Origin of the sequence: Kribbella sp. NPDC023855 (genome assembly GCF_040639475.1) — a bacterium.
Classification (GTDB): domain Bacteria; phylum Actinomycetota; class Actinomycetes; order Propionibacteriales; family Kribbellaceae; genus Kribbella.
Genome location: NZ_JBFAAA010000002.1, coordinates 1 through 18,768, shown reverse-complemented (window position 1 = coordinate 18,768; position 18,768 = coordinate 1). Strand labels below are relative to the sequence as shown.

The window sequence follows — 18,768 nt, the reverse complement described above, 5'->3', positions numbered from 1 at the left end:
AAGGAGACCCACGATGACCGACCGACCCGGCTGGGTTCACAAGGTGACCCAGGCATTCGCCCGCTCACCGCAGCCCGCGACCCAACTCGACGAGCGGCACGTGCGGCTACGCACCTTCCAAAGGCAACTCCGCCAGCTCCGCGACATGGCCGAAACCGCTCACAACTCGCTGACCGCGTCGTACTACGAGTCGGTGTGGCGCGAGATGGGCGAAGAACTCGCGTTCCTCACCCGCGACATCGACACCGGCCAACTCGCCGCCGACGACATGACGGCTGCGTTCGAGGAGTGGCAGACCAAGGGCCGAGCCCACCTGCGACACCACCCCGAAGCCGTCCAGATCTTCCAGCTCATTGATCTAGGCGGCGGCGCAACCCTGCAACTGCCCTCAGACCGTCACGCCGATGCGCAGGCCGCTCGAACGAACGCGAACGACGAGGCGCTCGCCCGGCGCCTCGATGACCTGATGGGCCGTGCAGAACAGGCCGAGTTCGACGCCGAACGACTCGACCACGCCGACCGGCCCCAAGCCGCCGAGCAGCTGCGCGAGAATCCGGTCTCGGCAGCGTCTACACCGACGCCGATGACGACGGCGGACAGCACACCGCGGACCGCGACGCCGACGCCGACCACAGCGACGATGCTGACGCACCTGCTGACGATGTCGACGACGACCGGTGGAAGGGCTCGGAGGAGCTGCTCGAGGAGGCCATGGACGCGGCCTACCTCGACCACCTGGCAGCCCGCGGCGTCGACCCCCGAGCCGAACTCGAGGACGCCGACGACTGGCTGGGTGAACCACTGACCGACGCGGACGGAGCCGCCATTTGGCGTTCCATCGGCACGCCGGAGGAGCCGCCGTACGGCGACTTCCCGCCCCCTGGCGACGCCCGTCGCACCGAGGTTCAGTCCGATGCAGACGCCGTCGACTCCGCAGTTCGCGACCGGGCCGGTGACCTGGCTGCCGAGGCGAAGGCCGCAACCAGGGCACCGTCGAAGTCGCACTCGGCCGGCGACAGCCACACGGACAAGCCCGAGCAACAGGCCGACGAAGAAACCACCAAAGAAAGCGACGACGACAGCAACTCGGCCACGGACGATCGTGGCGTCTCGGAGCTCACCCAAGACGCCGACGCTACGCCGACTCATGCTGCCGAAGTAGAGCCGGTCGCGGCCACCGGAACGACGGCGTGTGCGATCGCGGTCACCCGCGCCCACTGCGCGATCGACCGGGCACACCAGCAACTCGACACCATCGAGCAGCAAGCAGCCGCCGAACGCGACGACGAACTGACCCGCTGGCACGCCGACGACACCACAGCACAACAAGCCGCAAACGACACTGCCGCGCACGACAGCGCCGCGGTGCACGGCGGCGAGTAGCAAAAGCGCTTCCCAGGCTCTCCCGCCCCTGGCGGGCGGGAGAGCACCCGGCCTTCGGCCGGAGCAAGTACCCCTGTGGCTGGGGCCGGCGGGCGGCTAACAGACCGTCCCCCTCCACCCAAACCGGCACCGGCAGTTCTCACCTGGAGGACGGCGGCGCTCGCTGCGCTCACCGGTCGCTGCGCTCCCTCGCACTTGTCCACCACGTGACAACGGCCGGCACCGATTTGGGCGGAGACCTCTTGGACGGCCTGTTAGGCGGCAGTAGCCGGCAGGCCCCCAAGAACGGGGCTGCCGCCAACACAACGCCCACCAGCGACCGCGCCAGGGGAGTCACACCATGACCAAGAAGAACCAGACCACAGGAACCCCAACCCCGTGCCAGCCGTGGTGCGACCCGAGGAAGCACCGGGTCTGCGGAGGGCCCCTGTGCTGCCCGCACGTGTACGAGGTGAAGCGCCAGACGCGCAAGCCGAAGAAGGCCTTCAGCCGGTCGGGCTGGTGACGACGATGGCCACCGGGACCGATCACCGCGACGTGACCCCGGCCGATCAGCCCTACGTCGACGGCATGTTCGTCAGCCTCTGCAGTTGTGGCCGTGAGTTCACCGGCAACGACCCCGACGAGGCCGACTTCGCTCTCTACGAGCACACCGAGACCGCCAGCTGACCACCGACTCGGGGAGCGCCGTGGTGAAGGACCACGCACTCACGGCGTTCCCCGCACCAACTTCAGAAGAGGAGGAGCTGGATATGACTTTGACCTTGACTGACTTGTTCTGCGGTGCCGGTGGATCGAGTTCCGGAGCGGTGCAGGTGCCGGGAGTCTCGGTGCGGATCGCTGCGAACCACTGGGATCTCGCCGTTGCCGTGCACAACCTGAACCACCCCAACACCGACCACTCCACCGCTGACCTGCACAAGGAAGACCCCCGGTTCTTCCCGCGCACCGATTTGCTGTGGGCGTCGCCGGAGTGCACGAAGTGGTCGCAGGCCAATGGCAAGGCGCTTCCCGCGATCGAGGAGGGGCTGTTCGAGGACCCGTTGTCGGACGAGGCGGCGCAGCGTTCACGGCTGCTGATGTTCGATGTGCTGAAGTTCGCCGAGCACCACCGCTACCAGGCAATGATCGTCGAGAATGTCGTCGACATCGCGACGCAACCGAAGTACCGGGTCGCCTGGCAGGTGTGGCGCCAAGACCTGATGAAGCTGGGCTACAAGTTCCGGGTCGTGTCGCTGAACTCGATGCACGCGCAGGCGTTCGGTGCACCCGCGCCGCAGTCCAGGGACCGCATCTACATCGTGTGCTGGCTAGCCGGAACGCCGGCCCCGGACCTCGACCGAGTCCTTCGGCCGCGCGCGTACTGCACGCGGTGCGCGGTGATGATCGAGTCGCAGCAGGCGTTCAAACCAGGCAAGACCGTGGGACGCTACCGCCAGTCCTACGTCTACGTGCACGCCGTGTGCGGCACGGTCGTCGAGCCGGGCTACCTGCCCGCCGCTGCCGCGATCGACTGGACGCTGCCTGGCAAGCTGATCGGCGACCGACTCAAGCCCAAGACCCGCGCACGGATCGCCGCCGGGATCGCCCGCTACTGGGGACCATTCCACTTCGAAGCTACCGGCAACCAGTACGACGCCGCCGACCCCAACCACCCCCGCTTCGGCGACCCGGAAGCCTACTACCGTGCCTGGTCGACCGACGACGTACTGCGGACCCTGCACACCACCGAATCCAAGGCGCTCGCCGTACCAGTCGAAGGCCGCGACGGGAAGACGGCCCAACCGCTCTCGGCGCCACTGCGGACCCAGACAACCCGAGCCGAGACAGCTGTGGTGACGCCATTCGTGGCGGAACTGCGCGGCGGTGGGTCGGATGCCCGCACAGTGATGGAGCCCGCCGCGACGTTCTGTGCCAGCGGCAACCATCACGCCTTGGTCACCCCGGCGGGTGGATCTTGGAACGACGACGCACGCCCGACCAGTGAACCGCTGCGAACCCTGACGACCCGTGACGCCTACCCGCTCGTCTCGCCGTACTACGGGAACGCCGAGTACGCCAAGCCCGCCACTGAGCCGATCGGGACCCTGACCACCGTCGACCGGTACGCGCTCGTGCACCGCAACAACACCGGCGGCGCGGAGATGACCACACCGGTCACCGAGTACATGCGCACCCTGACCACCGCCGGGCACCAGTCGCTGATCCAGGCAGCGCCGCGCGGTGGCCGCCCGAGGGTGACACCAGCCGACTTGAAGCAGGCCGAGGCGATGGTGCCCGAATGCTCGGCACGCATGTTCACCCCACGCGAGGTCGCGGGCGGGATGGCGTTCTCAGCCGACTACCGGTGGGACGTCCTCAACGCGAAAGGCAAACCGCCCAGCAACCGCGACCTCGTGAAGATGGCCGGAAACGCAGTCACACCACCGGCCGCGCGTGACCTGATCAGCGCCGTCGCAGCATCACTCGGCTACGGCACAGCCGCCTGACCCAGACCCATCACCCCCGGGGGAGGGCTGCGCAGCCACCGGCGATCCTCCCCAATCTTCAACGACACAAGGTAGAACCCGAGATGACCACCCCACCAACCGGCAGCACCAGCGACTACAACATCACCCAGGGCAGCGACGAGGGCAGCGTCCAGGCCGGGCTGGACGACTTCGAGATCGCCCACACCGCGATCACCCGCGCGATCCGCGCGATCAACAACGACGAACGTGGAGGAGACGGAGCCGAGTTCATCACCCATGTACTTGCGACCGTGGCCGCCAACCTCGGCAGCACCAACGCGGTCACCAGGGCACGGCCCGGGTCCTGGGAGGCCGCCGGCGTCGGTGAACTGCTGCACAGCACGGTCGGTTCCGACGACGAGTATCTGTTGGCGTACCGCACCGAACCGGTCGAGATCATTGCCAGCAGCACCTACGAACTCGACGACCTCGGCATCTACGAGACCTACGAAGCCAGCCTGGCCCACATCGGCCAAGTGCTGTTCGGTGACCGCTGGACACCTGCGCGCGGCAACCTGACCCCCGGTGAGCTGGAACAGATCGAAGACGTTCACGACTACTTGTACGACCTGGAAGTCCAAGACCGCGCCGAGTACGAAGAGCGGTTCACCGCCGAGGTGGCGGCACGACTCAGGCAGCTGCGCACCGAGGAACCACACCGCTACCCCGCTCAGTTGACCGTGACGGTCAGGTTCGTCGACGACCGAGACAACGACCGTGCCCTGACCGAAGGATGCGGTCTGGATCTGGCCAGCCAGCTCTACCAGCATGCCCGCCAGAACACGCTGCTGCCCGGCAGCAACGCGAAGCCGGACTGGTCGCCCGGCTTCGTCGACACCCTGCTGGTCGACGGCCACTGGCCGCACCTGCGTGTCCCCGAACTCGCCCACTACTCCACCCCCACCGCCGCGACGACCGAGCAGGAGAGCTGACCGTGATGAGCAACGTTTCCCCGAGCGTGTTCGACCCGCACCTGGCCGGCGACACGATGAACGACCTACACCCCGACAGCCACGCCGCACGGTGCGGTGTCACCTGCCGCGACTGCGGACAGGGCTGGCCCTGCCATGACAACAAATCCAGCGCCGACGAGCACAGGCCGAGCCTGGTTCCGGTGGGTGCGCTCGTCTGGACGGAGCAGGATCTGGACCGACTGATCTGGTGGGCACCGGGCGGCAGGTGCCCGGTCGTGCTCGACCGGTACGCGACACCGTGGATCTTGTACTGCACCGAAGACGGCGACACCTACGCCGTAACCGTCGAGTGCCCCGACACCAGCACACCGGGCCGCTACGACCTCGCCGGACTACTGGCCTCGCGTGGCCGGCTGCGGGTGCTGTTCAACGGCGATACCGAAGACGCAACCGACATTGTTGGAACGCAGGTCGAGGCGTGAGTGCACCCGCCCGCCGGCGCCGCAGACCGCGGCCGGTCACCGACCCGGTGCACCAACTGCTGTGCCGGGCCGCTCACTGGCACGCCGACCAAGGACTGTTCGTGTTCCCGTTGGCGCCAGGCCGCAAGGTGCCCGCCGTCGACAAGGACTGGGAGAGCGCCGCCACCACCGACCACCTGAGGATCGCGCGGACCTGGCAGCAAGCGCCCTACAACATCGGCGTTGCCACCGGCCCGTCAGGACTACTCGTTGTTGATCTTGACCTTCCCAAGACACCCGACGACCTCCCACCGGCCGAGTGGGGTTCTCGAGGAGCCGCGACCGGTGCCGAGGTGCTGGCCCTGGTCGCAGCCGATCACACGGTGGGCGTGCCGGGCACCTACACCGTCATCACACCGTCAGGAGGCCAACACCTGTACTTCCAGCAGCCAGCCGGCCGGGAGCTGGGCAACAGTGCCGGGAGGATCGGATGGAAGATCGACACCAGAGGCCACGGCGGGTACGTCGTCGGTGCCGGGTCGCTGATCGGGCAACGGCACTACACCGCCACCGGGCAACCGCCCGCACCCTTCCTGCCCGACTGGATCACACAGACACTCACCACACCCGAAGCCATCGACACCGCCAGGCCGGCGCCCGGTCCCGTACCGCGCCACACCGACGCCTACGCCCTGGCCGCCCTGACCGGCGAGCTAGACAAGCTGCTGGCCGCCACCGAGGGCAGCCGCAACGACGCTCTCAACGCTGCTGCGTTCGTCCTCGGGACGCTGATCGGTGCAGACATGCTCGACGAAGCCACCACCCGCGACGAGCTGATCTCCGCTGCCGGCCGCATCGGGCTCCCCAGAACCGAAGCCGAACGCACCATCCTCTCCGGACTGACCGCAGGAAAACGCAACCCACGCGCCCGACACTGACCCACCAACGGCATGCGAAAGGGCCTCAGGAAGCCATCCAGCGGCTTTCCTGAGGCCCTCGTGGTTGTGGGTGCCAGAGCCTTGGTTTCACTGCGACGGGGCCGACTCCGATCGCTGCCCACCGAGCTGAGGTGGAGGGCCGTAGCGCCAAGCCCAGTCGATCACGGCCCGCACACCCTCCAGGTAACCCGGACGCGGCGGCATCCCAGGTGTCTTGTAGCCGTCAGGAGACAGCAGCAACAGCGCACCGGCTTCCTCGTGCGCCACCCCGATAGTCGTCGGCGTCGCCCGCCCCAGCTCCATCCCGGTCGACGTTGCCAGCGGTGCGTGGTCCGGTCCCAGATCCGCCTCGCACGCCGCCAGCCACCTGGCCGTCTTCATCGACGCCGACGCATACGACAACTCCCGCGACGTCTGACCCATCGGTGTCGCCAGCACGAGCCGCACACACTCGTCCTCGGCCAGCTGCCAAAACGCCCCAAATTCATCCACCGGCCGCAGCACATTGCCCGGCGGAATCGCCGCCAACATCTCCTCAGTGATCTCCATGCCACAACACGTTCCCAGGGCGTACCGACAGTTTCCAGAGATGCCAGCCCGCAACATAGGACTAATGCCTCCGGCCGCCACTTTGAGCGGTACACGAGGCACCCCAGGGCCGAGGCCGAACGAACCGTCACCTCAGGACTGGCGGCGGGAGCGCGCAGGCTGTCACTCGGCAGCGTACGTAGGAGCGCAGCACCCCCGGCCGGGGAGAGGCTCTGGTTGCAACATGGCCGAGCGAGAATCGTGGCTGCGGGCAACTACCGATTGGCAGGGTCGGGTGGACACTGGCGGCATGGCCACTTGGGCGGCGGATCTGGCCGGGCCGGTCGGGCTCGCGCGGTCGAGCAGCTGCCAGGCGAGCACGGCACGCCTGGTGGTTCGCGGTTCGAGTTGAAGTGGGACGGGTTCCTTCACTGAACTACGGCCTTTCTCATTTCAGCTCAGAGCCGGACTTAACTGTTTCGGCTAGGTCCCGAATCATCGCTAGCCGTTGACTCATCAACGGATCCAAAAGTGAAAGATAGGTCACCGAAGCCCACAGGATGCAGAATATAATTATGAGGTTCGCCGGACCTCCGCTGGCTTCGATTCCAAGATGCTTTAGCCCAAGAAACACGAGACCCGGAATGGCTCCGATAAGTATTGTTCTCAGGAACTTGCCCGCCTGATGTAAGCGCTGCGTTCCGCTAATCGGTATCGGTTCATGTTGAGGCAGTTCATCATAAACGCCAGTCAGAAGTGCCGCTATGATCTTGCATAGAACCGCCGAAGCCTGTTGATGAGTATCTTTCTTCGGGAGCGCGACCCATAGCTCCATTTCCTCGATTGCATTCGCAGCCTTATCGCACCGTTCCCGGAGTAGATTTTGGTGGCCGTCGGTGTGCAGTGCAAGTGATTTCGGCAACCCTAATCGAATCGTCTTAGCCGCTCGATGCATCAAATGAATCACCCATTGGCGTTCTGTTGTGTCCCAGCGATTAGTGCGCGAAAGAAGGTCCACGACGTCAAGCAGATCGTCAACGGCGACCGGGCCGGCGGCTCTGAGGCTGTGGCGTTGCATTAGTATTGCCGCGCCGAGTGTAAATAGCACGCCAGCCATCCATATTATCCCGCCGGTAGCTATCCCCAGCATTAGGACAGCGGTGCCCCCTTTGGTTCCCGTCGCAGTCTGGGTGATATCACCTACCGCCAGAGATTCTGGATGCAGGATTACGATCGCGCCGACGAAGATGGAGACGTAGGCGGCCAGAAGTGGTGCGGCAATCTTTCCTTTCGGATCTACGACTCGGACTAGCAGAATTATTTGAAGGACCGCAACGCCGATCCCTGCAAGGTAAAGCAATTTCAGGCGGAGAGGGTTGTCTGATGTGAAAGCAGCGATCAATACAACAGAATTTGTGATAACAAAGTACGTTGAAGCAATGGGAATGGTCAGTGTTCTAATGACGGAATTCTCCGCCTCGACTTTTGCGCTGAGTCTTGCGAACTGGAGATATCTACTCCTCAAATCTGCCGCGCTCTGCTCGGGACTTGTCGCTGAATAGGCGGATTCAAAAGGCTTCCAATTTCCGTACCAGAGCTCGAGACGGTTTCTGTAGGCCGTAATTGAGAACGGTCGCGATCTCAACGAGTCTTCATCCGAATTCCAATTGAGCTCGAATGCTAGATAAATCTCCTTGCACTTTGCCAGCAGGCGGGACCTTGGTCCAATGCGCCGCTCGTCGCTAGGCGTGATGCCATCGTTGATGGACGGTGCTTCACTAGTCGTCATCAAGCCCCCCACAGGCTACTCAATACAGAATTCCCCTCCGCTTGACCGAAAAGCCGTCGCGGTTGGACAGCATGGTAGCGGCTGCGCCTTCAACACCAAAGATCTCGACACTGCGCTTAGCGCCGCACATCTGTTAGGGCAATCGATGCGGGGAAGAGTTCAGTCAACTAGCCGGGTAGGCGCGGTGTGCCGGGGCGGCGAGGTGCGGTTGTGGTCGCGCAGCGGTAAGGACTTCACCGCGAAGTTTCCCGACGTCCAGGCCGCGCTCGCCGAGCAGGTCGGCACCGATTGTGTGCTGGACGGCGAGCTGGTGGTGTGGACCCGGTGAGCGGATGGACTTCGACGCATTGCAGCAGCGGATGGTAATCGCTGCCTCGACCGTACGGCGCCGTCTGGCTCCGGCGCAGCCGGCGTCGCTGGTGGTGTTCGACGTGCTCGCGGTCGGCAGCGTCGACGTCCGGCCGATGCGCTGGACCGCACGGCGCGCGAGGTTAAGAGCCTCGCGCAGGGGTGGCGGCCACCGCTGCAGCTGTCGCCGGTCACAGCGGACGTCGACGAGGCGCGCGAGTGGCTGGAGGCGTTCAAGGCCTCCGGTGTGGAGGGCCTGGTGGTCAAGGGATCGACCAGCAGGTACCAGCCCGGCCGTTGCGAGTGGGGGAAGTGGAAGACAGGAATACGGTCGAGGTAATCGTGGGCGCGGTTACCGGCTCGCTGGCGCGACCTGAGGTGCTGGTCGTGGGCCGGTACCGCGGCAAGGAGCTCGAGGTGGTCGGGCGAACGGTGAAGCTGACCGAGGCGCAGTCGGCCGCGCTCGGGAAGCTGCTCAATCCGGCCGCAGCGCGGCATCCGTGGCCGGACCAGATCAGCACCCACTGGGCTGGGACAGCTAGACGCCGATCGTCAAGGTCCGCCCGGCGATCGTGGTCGAGGTTGCTGCGGACGCGGCGCTGCAGGCCGGCCACCGGCATCCCCTCCGGGTGCGAGCTGACTTGCGTGCCTCCAATGTCGAGCGGCTGAGCTAGAGCAGGTTGGAACGCTTGGTATGTGAGACGCTCTGAGGGTTCGGATCCCGCGCATGCCAGGCAGTGCCATCAGATCAAGGAGGGCTGATGAGCGGCGTGGAGCCTGCCGTTGTCGCTGGGGGTGGACGCCTCCTCGGGGGCTTGGCCGCGCCCGCTGCGCGGGCACTCGCACGTAAGTTGTCGTTTCGGTGGATCGTGTGGTGGCAGGTGCGCAAGCGGGTCGACTTCAGGTGCCGGTGGCGGACCTACCGGAAGTGGCTCAAGACCATCACCGCCGAGGAGCTCGCCACGCCGGTCGAAGACATCCACGGGCCGTTGGCGAAAAGGCTCGATGACACGCTGACAAGAGCATCGAAGGACTGGGCATCCTCCGACGACCATCTGTCCCGCGCATTGCGGCTGGTTGAAGTGACCTACCCTGCCGTTGCGGCGGCACTCCGAGATACTGAACGAGTCGAGTTGACTGAGAGTTGGGCGCAGCGCCGCAGCGTTGACGTGCGGGACCGGCTATTGCAGCTCGCGGGTCCAGGCGCTGCGATGGGCTCTGCTGACCTCGCGATGGTCCTCCACCGGCGGTCTGAGGCGCGCCGAGCGGTTCGACTGCAAGTGTTCGAGGTTGACGAGGCTGCCTTAGCTTCGTACTTCGCCCAGGTCGAGCTCCCGGATATCTCGGCCGGCGGAGTTGTGGTGCTGCTCGGCGACTTCGGGGCTGGGAAGTCCGAGATTGCGGAGGCTTGGCACCGGGTCGGGATCAAGAACCTGACCGCAGGGGAGGATGCGCCGTTCCCAGTGTGGTTGAGCGCCCGAGATCTGCTTGGCCAGAGACTCGAAGACGCCGTCGATCGGCAGCTAGGTCCGGCCTGGCGCTACGGACGAGGCGCTTCGATAGCCGTTGACGGCCTGGATGAGACCGACCCCGCCACAGCGCAGACTCTGCTGGATGCCGTCCGGATCATCGCCAGAGCCCAGTCGAATGTTCGTGTCTTGCTGACCGCTCGTCCTGGCGTGTTGTCTCCAACTTCGACGGAGGAGGCAACTGCGGCGCTCCTAACCGAGGAAGACGCGCTAAAACTCGTCGAGCTGGCCGGCGGGAAGTCGCGTGACACCTGGCGCTGGACTGCCGACATGCGGGCCACAGTGACAAGGCCGTTCTTTGCCCTCGCAGCGGGCGCGATGCTAAGGCGCGACGAAGCTGCCCGCGGAGAGGCGGATTTGATTCGAGGGCTGGTCGAGAATGCTCTCAAGAAGGGCACCGAGCGTCTGGCGGTGACCTCTAGCGAGACGCGGTCGATCCTTGAGAACCTTGCCGTCGCGCTCACCAGGACGGGCAGGGACGGTCTGTCGTTCAGCCATCGACAGATCGCCCGTTCAAGCCGCCTCGTTGCAGACAACGCCGACGGCTCAGTCCGGTTTTGTCTGCCCATCTTCCAGCACTGGTTCGCGGCGCAGGCGATTCTCGCCGGCGACGTCCCCGCGGTCGAGGTTGTGGCTGACGCTCGCAGTTTCAACCGGTGGCGTTGGGCGGCGGCCGTGGCCGCGTTGAGCGCTACCGGCGCGAGGCAAGTGGATGACCTGTTGGGGACATGGGTCACCGGGAATCCCGGCGCTGCCGCCTGGGTCATCAACGCGGCGTTCAGCGAACACCGGCAGTGGCGTACCGAAGGCAGTGACGACCTCGACGTCACGACGAGCGGAAGCCGCCTTCTCCAGGCGCTACGCATCTGGGCCAACGCTCTGGGCCCCTTTGCTGACCGTGTTCTGCCGTACCGCCTTGTTCGGGGCCCGGTCGGGCTGGGTGTCATCGTGCGCGGGCACTGGATCGACGTTGCTATCTCGACCTCTCAGCCGACGGCCGATCACGTCATTGAGGTCCCACCGGAGGTACTCCCTTTGCGCCCGGACGCGGTTCCGGATTGGCAGCCGTGGTTCGGCGGTGCACCGCCGGAGGGCGACGCCTGGCCGTGGATCATGGTGCGCGACAGGATTGCAAAGGAGACCCTGAACAAGCTGTACCGCGACCCTTTCCTCGGCGCCCCGGACGGGGTCTGGGTCGAGGAGCGTCGATTCGATCTTGCTCGCCGCCTCCTCAGCCTCGGGTCTGCGTTCCACGGGGACCTTCCCGCCGACAGGGTTCGGGTTCGCGCGGCGGATATTTTTGAGCAGATGGGACGCGACCGACAAGCTGGCATCGTCCTCGACGGCGACACGATCTATTCCGGAGGGGAGCTTGACGATCTTGTCTCGTGGATCGATGCCAACACGGTCGGCCAGATCGTGTGGCACCTTCCGAAGGAGGACGTGCCGCCTCCGGAGGGCGGCCTCATCTGGCACTTGTACTCACCGCAGCGGCTCATGGAGTTCGAGGCTGAGGTGTACGGGCGCGCGTGTGACGCGTACGACGAGGCGATGGCTCACTCGTTCGCTCCGCTTGGATGGTCCATGCCGGACTCAGCGTTTGCGCCGTTCGGCGTCATCCTGGAAGTGGACTTCACCCCCGGTCGCCTCGGCGACATACCTGGATTGACCGCAATACGGGTGCCGATGGAGTTGCTGCCATCGATTGCTCCCACTGGGCCGGAGGCGACGTGGTCGGTGTCCAGGCGGGCGGTTATCACCCGGAGGCGCGAGAGCTCGACGGACTGGGACCGCTACAACGCCACTCTCGAGACCGTGCGTTCCTGGCTCGCTGAACATCACCGCGAGCTGCTGGGCGGTCTTGGGTGGGGTAGCTCGGTCGCGGAGGACATGTCCAAGGCGCGCCCGGCGTGCAGCGTCGCTGGACGATGGCTCTGGAAGGACTTGCAGTCCGTCGGGCTCGGGAAGGGTACGTTGCTGGAGGTGCAGTAGGTGTTCTGCACAGCCGCCCCTGGGCAGATGGCGGAATCAGACGGCTCAGACCGAAGTCAAGCAATGAATGTCGCATATCTGGGGCCTCCCGCAGTAGGCAGCTCACCTACGCCGAGTCGATCCGGTACGGCTGGTGGGTGCTCTCGGCAACCCGCTTCAGGTAGTTGTCGAGCCGCCGGAGACGGGTTGTCTCGATCGGCTGGGAGTCGCTCACGCTGAAGCGCTGCGGGCGCCACACCGAGCGGGCCCGCTCGAACTCGCGGTTCGCAAACACCTCCCGCAACGGATGGGCGTACCCGAGATCCGCAGCGGTCCGGTCGGCCATCTCTTCACCCTTGCGGGACAGCCACGGCAAAAGCAACGGCGCCGCCCACGGGGACAGCATCATCACCGTGAAGTAGTCGAACTCGGTCACGTACCAGAGCACGAACACACCCACCGTCAGAATCCCGATGACGATTCCAATCAGCCTCTTGAAGACACGGTGCTTCAGGCCGGCGTCGATCACCACGCCCGTCATCCGGGCAGGCAGCGACAGCCAGTACAGGAACAGAGACACCTTCTGCGGTAGCGGGAGGTGGTGCGCCAACTCGTGTGCGAGAACCGCTTCGAGGTTTCGCTGCGGCAGCGTGTACAGGCTCCAGTTCGTCAAGGCGATCGTGCGACCAACTGTGGCCGGCGCGGTCACCTCCGGGCCCTCGTGGATCCAGATTCGGAAGCTGTCTGGGTCGACGCCGGCCGCCTGGCAGACCGACAACCAGGCCGGCGCCATGCGGCCGAGCTCCAGCTCGGACGGTTCCCGCAGCCGCCACCACTTCTTCGCGAGGAACGTCTCGTACTGGTGGAAGAAGATCCCGACGCCCGACAGCAGGGCGAGGGTCAGGACTACGGCGTACAAGGTGTCGTTGAAGAGGCCGAGGAACTGGATCGAGAGCCACGACCACCACAGCCAGGGCAGCGCCATCAGCAGTTCGGTCAGGCCGGCGAACTGCTTCCAGCCGCGCGCCGCCGGGACCGGGCGCGCCTGTGGCGCGTGCCGGGAGGCTGGCCTGGTCGGCGTCGGCATCACCGACAGCGGATCGGGCAGCGGCTGCCTGTGGGCAACCCCAAATACTTGCGTGCCCCGCGCCGGCCGGTGGCCAGGCATGGACGGTGGTTCGAGCGGGTCGACCTGGTTGCGTCCAGTCATCGGCGGCCCTTGCTGCACCTGGCTGCTTGGCGTTTGCGGGCGCAGGTCGGATTGGTTGTACGGTCTGTTGCTCCGGGCCCCTGTCACTCAGAAAGGCTAGGCAGCGGCTGGGCGCCAAAGGCAACTGTTTTGCAGCTACCTGCAAGCCGCGTCAGGCGACGCGGTGACCGACCTTCAGCTGCGCGCTCAGCTGACCGATCGGACCCCGGACGGTCGCTAGGAACCGATCGCCACCGATGCTCACCGGCTCCCCAAGAACCTCGAAGCGTGCGCCGTCGACGATGAAGACCAGGCCGCTGGTGACGCGCTCCGCTGCCAGGAGGAAATGACCGGGGCCGACCCGGACCGCATCGACCGGTACGACATCGTCGTTCATACCGTCACGATGCTCCCCTCACCTCGAAGACCGCAAGCCAAGGCCGCCCCAGGGATTGCACTGCCGCCACCAGCGCGACCCGGAGCCGTTCATCTGCGGTCTCATGACGGACTGCTGATAGCGGTGGCCTCATCCCTGGGGCGCCGATTCCAGGATGCACCAGCAGGCGACCGGCAGAGGTGAGTTATCCACAGGCTGCCGGAATCATGCCTCCGGCTGCAGGTCGTTCTGCGGCAGCCAGCTCGCCTGCATTTCCCCATCGACCAAGACGTACCCGCGCCAGTCATCCGCGCCGGCGGCCCACGCTGCGAGCAGACCAGAGCCCGAGGCGACCCGAACGGGGCGAGGCGGTACGACAGCACGAATGAGGTTGGCGTACCGCACCTCCCGCGGGGCCGCAGCGACCATCAGCGCCGCAGCGGTCGTGAGTGCCTGCTCAGCCCGCAGGTCCACCTCCGTCAAGAACCGCCCACTCTCGGCATCACACACGCCATAGCCGACGTACGGGCCCTTCGGAGACTGCACCCGAAAGCGCTCACGGCAATCGAACATACATGCGACTATATGGCAAGATGAACGTCACCCGCAGCGACTCAATCTTGACGGCTGGTTCGTGGCACTACGCAGGAGAGGAGTCGTGCTGGTGTACCTCGAGGCGCGGCGCCGGACCATGGAAGCAAGCCCAGCCGAGGGCGGCGCGAACGCCTTCCAGGTACCCCGGCCGCGGCGGCATGCCGGCCGTCTCGTAGCCATCAGGAAACTTCGCCGCTAGCCGTCCAGACTCTTCGTACGCCGCCTGGATCGCCTCCCGGTCCGCGCGGCCCAGTAGTTCGCCGGAGTACGGCACGAGCGGAGCAGCAGCCGGCTTCCAGATCGGCGCAAACGACGGACCCATCGGCACTTCCGCCCCCGCGAGCCAACGAACCGTCTTCATCACCGCCGACGCGTAGGACAGCTCCCACGGCGTCTGGTCGATCGGCGTCGCGAGCACGAGGCGCCGACGCTCGCTCTCAGCTTTCCGCCAGAACGAGCCAAACTCATCCACCGGTACCCGGACATTCCCCGGCGGAATCGACGACAGCATCTCCTCGGTGATCTCCATGCCACACCACGATCCCAGGCCGATCCGACAGTTTCTACAACTCACGCGAACTCCAGGGCTGTGGGGAATCATGGCTCCTGTTCGCCATTGAGCGTCCCTGGAAGGCTAAGTCTCCGGAGGCCAGGCCGCGCTAGGATCGTGGTCTACGGCCAAGGAGGGAGCGCTGACATGGTTGCGAGCACTGCACTGTCGCCGAGCGTCCTCGTTTGGGCCTTTCAGCAGTCCGGTCGGCAGCTGTACGAGCTCCTTACCTGACCACGGTCAGCAACTGCTCCTAGGCTGCGCAGCAGCCTCTCTGCAGAAGACCTTTTGAAAAGCGCCGTACGCGGCGGCAAACTTTTTCGGATCCGTCGCGCCGGGTAGCGACAAGGTCCCCAATTCTATCTGCGATGGTGCGGGTCCCAAGGTTGGCGGCAACATAGCGGCCAGGACTTGGTGTGCCTTCATGGCTTCCTCGCTGCCGTACACAGTCAGTTGGTCGATCTGCGCCTGATATGCAACTCGAGAGTCGAGGAAAGCGATTTCAGTCTGCACCATCGTCTCCAGCGATTGCTTGCAGATAGGTGTCTCGCCGTTTTCACAGCCCGGAACGCCCCGTTTCGTTCCGGCGTATTCGCGCATCAGTCTCGCGCCGGTGTAGTACTTGCTGACGATTGTCAGATACTTTGCGTAGACTTGCGCTCGTTGATTGCGGGTCTCCTTGGCTTGATCGGCCGCCAATTGGAGTTGGGTAGTTTTCTGCGCGGACTCAGCGCCGTATCTCGATCCAGCGAGCGATGCGTCAGCGCCAGATTTGGTGGCATTCGCGGTGATCCACGCGCCGAGGATGCCAGCTACTGCGGCCACGATTGCAATCGTCAGGGCGGATTGCAGCCACGGCGGGCCTGGCGATGCGGCAGCGGTAGAAGTGGGCGACGTTGACATGCATGCCTCCTTCGTTGGAGATGCGTGCTTAGACGCACACTCGTTCCGATTGGTGCCACTCACGACATGTGGGGCTTCGGCCGCCTGCCAGGACCACCGACTGATGTTCGTGTCCCTTGCCGTTCTCACGATTCGTCACCGCGCGGCCCCCTCCGGCCAACGCCGATCCGCATCACGACGGGCCGTGATCGTTAGTCGAGAAAGGCAGTAGATGGGGCAGGGCCGGGAAAGACGCCCAGCCGACGCATCGCATCAACCTTGCGAGGTCCAGCCGGACGACGTTCGACGTCGGAGTGGCGCCGGCTGAGTACAGCAGGCTGGCCCGGCGGCTGGGCGCGCCGCCGGGTTCCGAGTCCCCACCGCGGGCTCGGGCCCAGGTTCAGTTTCCGGGGCCGTTTTCCAGGGTCACGTTCAACCGACGAGAACGATCTCGCGGACGTGCTGTTCGCCGTTCTCGTCGGTTTCGACGACGGCGAGCTTGTTGCCCTTTGCGACTTCGTCCTCGACAAACTTCAGGACCGAGATCGCTCGTCTGATCGTTTCGGTGACCGAGGCGGCACGCCTGCTGGCCAGCCAGCGCAGTACTTCCATCGTGTCGTGCGCCAGATTCACCGACAGCCTCGCGACGCCGGCACTTGCTCCTGCTTCAGCTTCCTTTTCCAAGGTCGTTGGCATGTTGGGATGCCCCTTCTCCGGCCCCTGAGCCGGGCACTCACCCCAGTCGGGTGTGGGTGATCTTCCGAGTTAGTGAGCCAGCCCTCCCTCCGAGCGGCTCACCCGGAAGCGTCCTTCAACGCTCCGTTCTGTGCGTAGTTCTGTTCACTTTGGTGCGGTCTGTTGCGTTACGTTCCGCTTCAACTACGCAGTGTTGTGACAACGACTACGCACCGCTAGAGTAACGCTCTTGTGGTGGATTTGATCAACACGATATCAAGTCGTGATCAGGTGTTTCGCTTCACAGAATCCACCTCTCGTGTGGAATGCTGGCTCGGTTGAAAGTCCGGCGCGACCCTCGCCCCATCCCCTACTTCAACTTCGAGGGTCTCCCGTGTCGTCGGGCAGTTAGGAGAACGGGGCCATGCCCATAGATGTGCATGACGAAGCCCAGGGCCCGCCGACGGGGCCCAACGGCGGCGGGAGTGATTCCAATGGAATCGCATCAGTCCCAGGGGCAACGCCTGAACAGCTACGACCCCACGTCGTAGCAGTACTTCGCGAGCTCGGTGTGATCCCCGGCCACAGCCAGGGACAGACCGATCCTCGTCACGCTGCCGCACTCACCGGCGATGTCCACGAGGACGAAAACCCACAGTCGTTCGCCGACCCGGTGATCGCTAACGGCGATCAGTGGCAGCTCGCACTCAAGAAGGAAGGCAACCGGGGCAGGACCATCACCATCCTGCTCTGCTTGTTCGGTCTGGTTCTTACTGGAGCCGTGATCACCAGCCTTCGCCTACCGCCCGACCAAGGTGTGGAACGTCTGATGGTCCTCACCAACATGCTGCTGAACACGATGGCCACAGCACTGGCCTTCTACTTCGGCCGCAAGAGCGCATGAGATAGCGCTGTGGCGCGCGGGTGCCGTTCCCACCCCGCGCCGAACCACCGACTTTGCGAATGGGCCTGCCAGAGGCGAGCTGGCAGGCCCGTCGCGGCGCCGGGGTGGCGGTCATCAGCGAGGCGAAGTCCGGTTCCACAGGTGCTGGCCGCTGCCAGTGCGCCGCGTGTCAGGACCGCTGCCACCACGCGTAAACAGACACGGCGGTGCATCCCGGTCGAGCTATCAGTGAGCCTGGCAGAACTAGGCGCGGCGGACCTGGCTATGCGGCGGTTCGGGGTGCCGGGAGGAGCTCAGTCGCAAACGCGGCGCCGAAGTGGGCCAGATCCGGGTCGCGCGGGTCGGCTGGGTGGCAGTTGATCCCTTGCCAGGTCCAGAGCCGCCCGCCGCTGGCTGACAGGCCGCCCGGCGCGTAGCCGAGCGCCCAGCCAGCCGCGTCCGGTTCCGTGCGGTGCATCCGCTGCGCGGCCTTGATCCGGTCGCGGAAGTCTGCCTCGAAGTAGATCTGTCCGTGGCCCGGCCCGCCGTCGAGCCTGATCGTCGGTCCACCTGCCATCAGGTCACCCTCCTCCGGATCATGAGTTCACTGTCAGTCCGCTACCGCGTTGACGTCGGCGTTCACGGCGTTTCCTGTCCGGCCGGCCGGAGATCGGACTGAGGGATCCAGCCGACGTGGCCCCCGCGGTCGCGGACTCGTCCGAGCCATTGGCCGCCGTCGCGGATCCAGGCGTCCAGTTCGCCGGGCTCCCACGCGGTGAGGCGTTCGACGGGTCGGGGCGGGTCGACGCTGCGGATCTCATCGGCCGGCCGGGGCCCATGAGCGTTGAACTGCAGATCGAGATCGGTCTTCATCTGCTCGGCCGCGGCCAGGTCGAGATTGGTCACGCGCCAGCCGTTGACCGCTCCGTCCCACACCCCGAAGGTGCCGGAGCCGTCGTCCGAGGGACGCACCGTGAACCGTCCAAGCATGCCTCCACGGTAGCTCATCTTCGAACGTATGTTCTAGTCTCGGTGTTAACGGGAGGAACACGGATGGGCTGCAACAATCCGGCCGGTGAAGTGGTCGGAGCTGGCGCGCCGGTTGTCGAACCGGTCGAGGCCGGGCAGCGACGGCGGACGTCCGGCCGCCGGCGATGTGTTGACCGGACCAAGGATTCAGAGGATGCGTGTTGGGCGGGTCAGTGGTGGTTGGGCTCGATAGGAATGCGGCAGTCGTTCTAGGAGGCT

21 protein-coding genes are annotated in these 18,768 nt (G+C 65.3%); 11 read left to right on the top strand and 10 right to left on the bottom strand.

Going from position 1 to position 18,768, the window contains the following annotated elements:
- Nucleotides 1-13 precede the first annotated feature (13 nt).
- From AB0F51_RS05825 to AB0F51_RS05795, 7 genes are all read left to right on the top strand, one after another.
- Entirely contained in the window at nt 14-805 is a 792-nt protein-coding gene (locus tag AB0F51_RS05825; RefSeq protein WP_360274677.1) for a hypothetical protein, read from the top strand.
- Nucleotides 712-1,383 carry a hypothetical protein gene (locus AB0F51_RS05820; protein WP_360274674.1) on the top strand — a complete coding sequence of 224 codons (672 nt, stop codon included), beginning with the start codon at nt 712-714 and terminating at the stop codon, nt 1,381-1,383. The genes AB0F51_RS05825 and AB0F51_RS05820 overlap by 94 nt, the downstream gene beginning before the upstream one ends.
- Nucleotides 1,384-1,812: 429 nt before the next feature.
- Nucleotides 1,813-2,052: a hypothetical protein gene (locus AB0F51_RS05815; RefSeq protein WP_360274671.1), complete on the top strand. Its 240-nt coding sequence runs from the start codon at nt 1,813-1,815 to the stop codon at nt 2,050-2,052.
- Between the two features lie 83 nt (nt 2,053-2,135).
- On the top strand, nt 2,136-3,872 hold the full coding sequence (locus tag AB0F51_RS05810; RefSeq protein WP_360274668.1) for a DNA cytosine methyltransferase: 1,737 nt from the start codon (nt 2,136-2,138) through the stop codon (nt 3,870-3,872).
- Between the two features lie 83 nt (nt 3,873-3,955).
- The gene (locus AB0F51_RS05805) at nt 3,956-4,825 is read left to right on the top strand and encodes a hypothetical protein (RefSeq protein ID WP_360274666.1); all 870 of its coding nucleotides are present in this window, start codon (nt 3,956-3,958) and stop codon (nt 4,823-4,825) included.
- Between the two features lie 5 nt (nt 4,826-4,830).
- A complete protein-coding gene (locus tag AB0F51_RS05800) occupies nt 4,831-5,289 on the top strand; it encodes a hypothetical protein (RefSeq protein WP_360274663.1) in 459 nt (152 codons plus the stop codon).
- Complete coding sequence (locus AB0F51_RS05795; protein ID WP_360274660.1) at nt 5,286-6,206, top strand: bifunctional DNA primase/polymerase; 921 nt, start codon at nt 5,286-5,288, stop codon at nt 6,204-6,206. The genes AB0F51_RS05800 and AB0F51_RS05795 overlap by 4 nt, the downstream gene beginning before the upstream one ends.
- A gap of 87 nt (nt 6,207-6,293) precedes the next feature.
- Here AB0F51_RS05795 and AB0F51_RS05790 read toward each other — a convergent pair whose 3' ends face one another.
- The gene (locus AB0F51_RS05790; protein WP_360274657.1) at nt 6,294-6,755 is read right to left on the bottom strand and encodes a hypothetical protein; all 462 of its coding nucleotides are present in this window, start codon (nt 6,753-6,755) and stop codon (nt 6,294-6,296) included.
- A 427-nt stretch (nt 6,756-7,182) separates the two neighbouring features.
- A complete protein-coding gene (locus AB0F51_RS05785; RefSeq protein WP_360274654.1) occupies nt 7,183-8,523 on the bottom strand; it encodes a hypothetical protein in 1,341 nt (446 codons plus the stop codon).
- A 202-nt stretch (nt 8,524-8,725) separates the two neighbouring features.
- On the opposite strand from AB0F51_RS05785, the gene AB0F51_RS05780 reads away from it, so the two are divergent.
- The 3 genes from AB0F51_RS05780 (at nt 8,726) to AB0F51_RS05770 (ending at nt 12,392) form a co-directional block, all read left to right on the top strand.
- Nucleotides 8,726-8,851, top strand: coding sequence for a hypothetical protein (locus AB0F51_RS05780; protein ID WP_360274652.1), 126 nt, complete (start codon nt 8,726-8,728; stop codon nt 8,849-8,851).
- 18 nt (nt 8,852-8,869) lie between these two features.
- On the top strand, nt 8,870-9,211 hold the full coding sequence (locus tag AB0F51_RS05775; protein WP_360277203.1) for a hypothetical protein: 342 nt from the start codon (nt 8,870-8,872) through the stop codon (nt 9,209-9,211).
- 421 nt (nt 9,212-9,632) lie between these two features.
- Nucleotides 9,633-12,392, top strand: a complete 2,760-nt coding sequence (locus AB0F51_RS05770) for a hypothetical protein (RefSeq protein ID WP_360274649.1) — start codon at nt 9,633-9,635, stop codon at nt 12,390-12,392.
- 106 nt (nt 12,393-12,498) lie between these two features.
- Here the strand turns inward: AB0F51_RS05770 and AB0F51_RS05765 are convergent, their stop codons facing one another.
- The 6 genes from AB0F51_RS05765 to AB0F51_RS05740 form a co-directional block, all read right to left on the bottom strand.
- A complete protein-coding gene (locus AB0F51_RS05765; protein WP_360274647.1) occupies nt 12,499-13,581 on the bottom strand; it encodes a M48 family metalloprotease in 1,083 nt (360 codons plus the stop codon).
- Between the two features lie 151 nt (nt 13,582-13,732).
- Entirely contained in the window at nt 13,733-13,957 is a 225-nt protein-coding gene (locus AB0F51_RS05760) for a hypothetical protein (protein WP_360274644.1), read from the bottom strand.
- A 204-nt stretch (nt 13,958-14,161) separates the two neighbouring features.
- Nucleotides 14,162-14,509: a hypothetical protein gene (locus tag AB0F51_RS05755; protein ID WP_360274641.1), complete on the bottom strand. Its 348-nt coding sequence runs from the start codon at nt 14,507-14,509 to the stop codon at nt 14,162-14,164.
- A gap of 67 nt (nt 14,510-14,576) precedes the next feature.
- Nucleotides 14,577-15,059 (bottom strand): hypothetical protein, encoded by a 483-nt coding sequence (locus AB0F51_RS05750; RefSeq protein WP_360274638.1) that lies wholly within the window; start codon nt 15,057-15,059, stop codon nt 14,577-14,579.
- A gap of 261 nt (nt 15,060-15,320) precedes the next feature.
- Entirely contained in the window at nt 15,321-15,983 is a 663-nt protein-coding gene (locus AB0F51_RS05745) for a hypothetical protein (RefSeq protein ID WP_360274635.1), read from the bottom strand.
- Nucleotides 15,984-16,394: 411 nt separating this feature from the next.
- A complete protein-coding gene (locus tag AB0F51_RS05740) occupies nt 16,395-16,658 on the bottom strand; it encodes a hypothetical protein (protein WP_360274632.1) in 264 nt (87 codons plus the stop codon).
- A 403-nt stretch (nt 16,659-17,061) separates the two neighbouring features.
- Here AB0F51_RS05740 and AB0F51_RS05735 point away from each other — a divergent pair, with 403 nt between their 5' ends.
- Nucleotides 17,062-17,541, top strand: coding sequence for a hypothetical protein (locus AB0F51_RS05735; protein WP_360274629.1), 480 nt, complete (start codon nt 17,062-17,064; stop codon nt 17,539-17,541).
- 262 nt (nt 17,542-17,803) lie between these two features.
- Here AB0F51_RS05735 and AB0F51_RS05730 read toward each other — a convergent pair whose 3' ends face one another.
- Nucleotides 17,804-18,097, bottom strand: a complete 294-nt coding sequence (locus tag AB0F51_RS05730) for a hypothetical protein (protein ID WP_360274626.1) — start codon at nt 18,095-18,097, stop codon at nt 17,804-17,806.
- A 62-nt stretch (nt 18,098-18,159) separates the two neighbouring features.
- On the bottom strand, nt 18,160-18,510 hold the full coding sequence (locus tag AB0F51_RS05725; RefSeq protein WP_360274623.1) for a hypothetical protein: 351 nt from the start codon (nt 18,508-18,510) through the stop codon (nt 18,160-18,162).
- Nucleotides 18,511-18,768 lie beyond the last annotated feature (258 nt).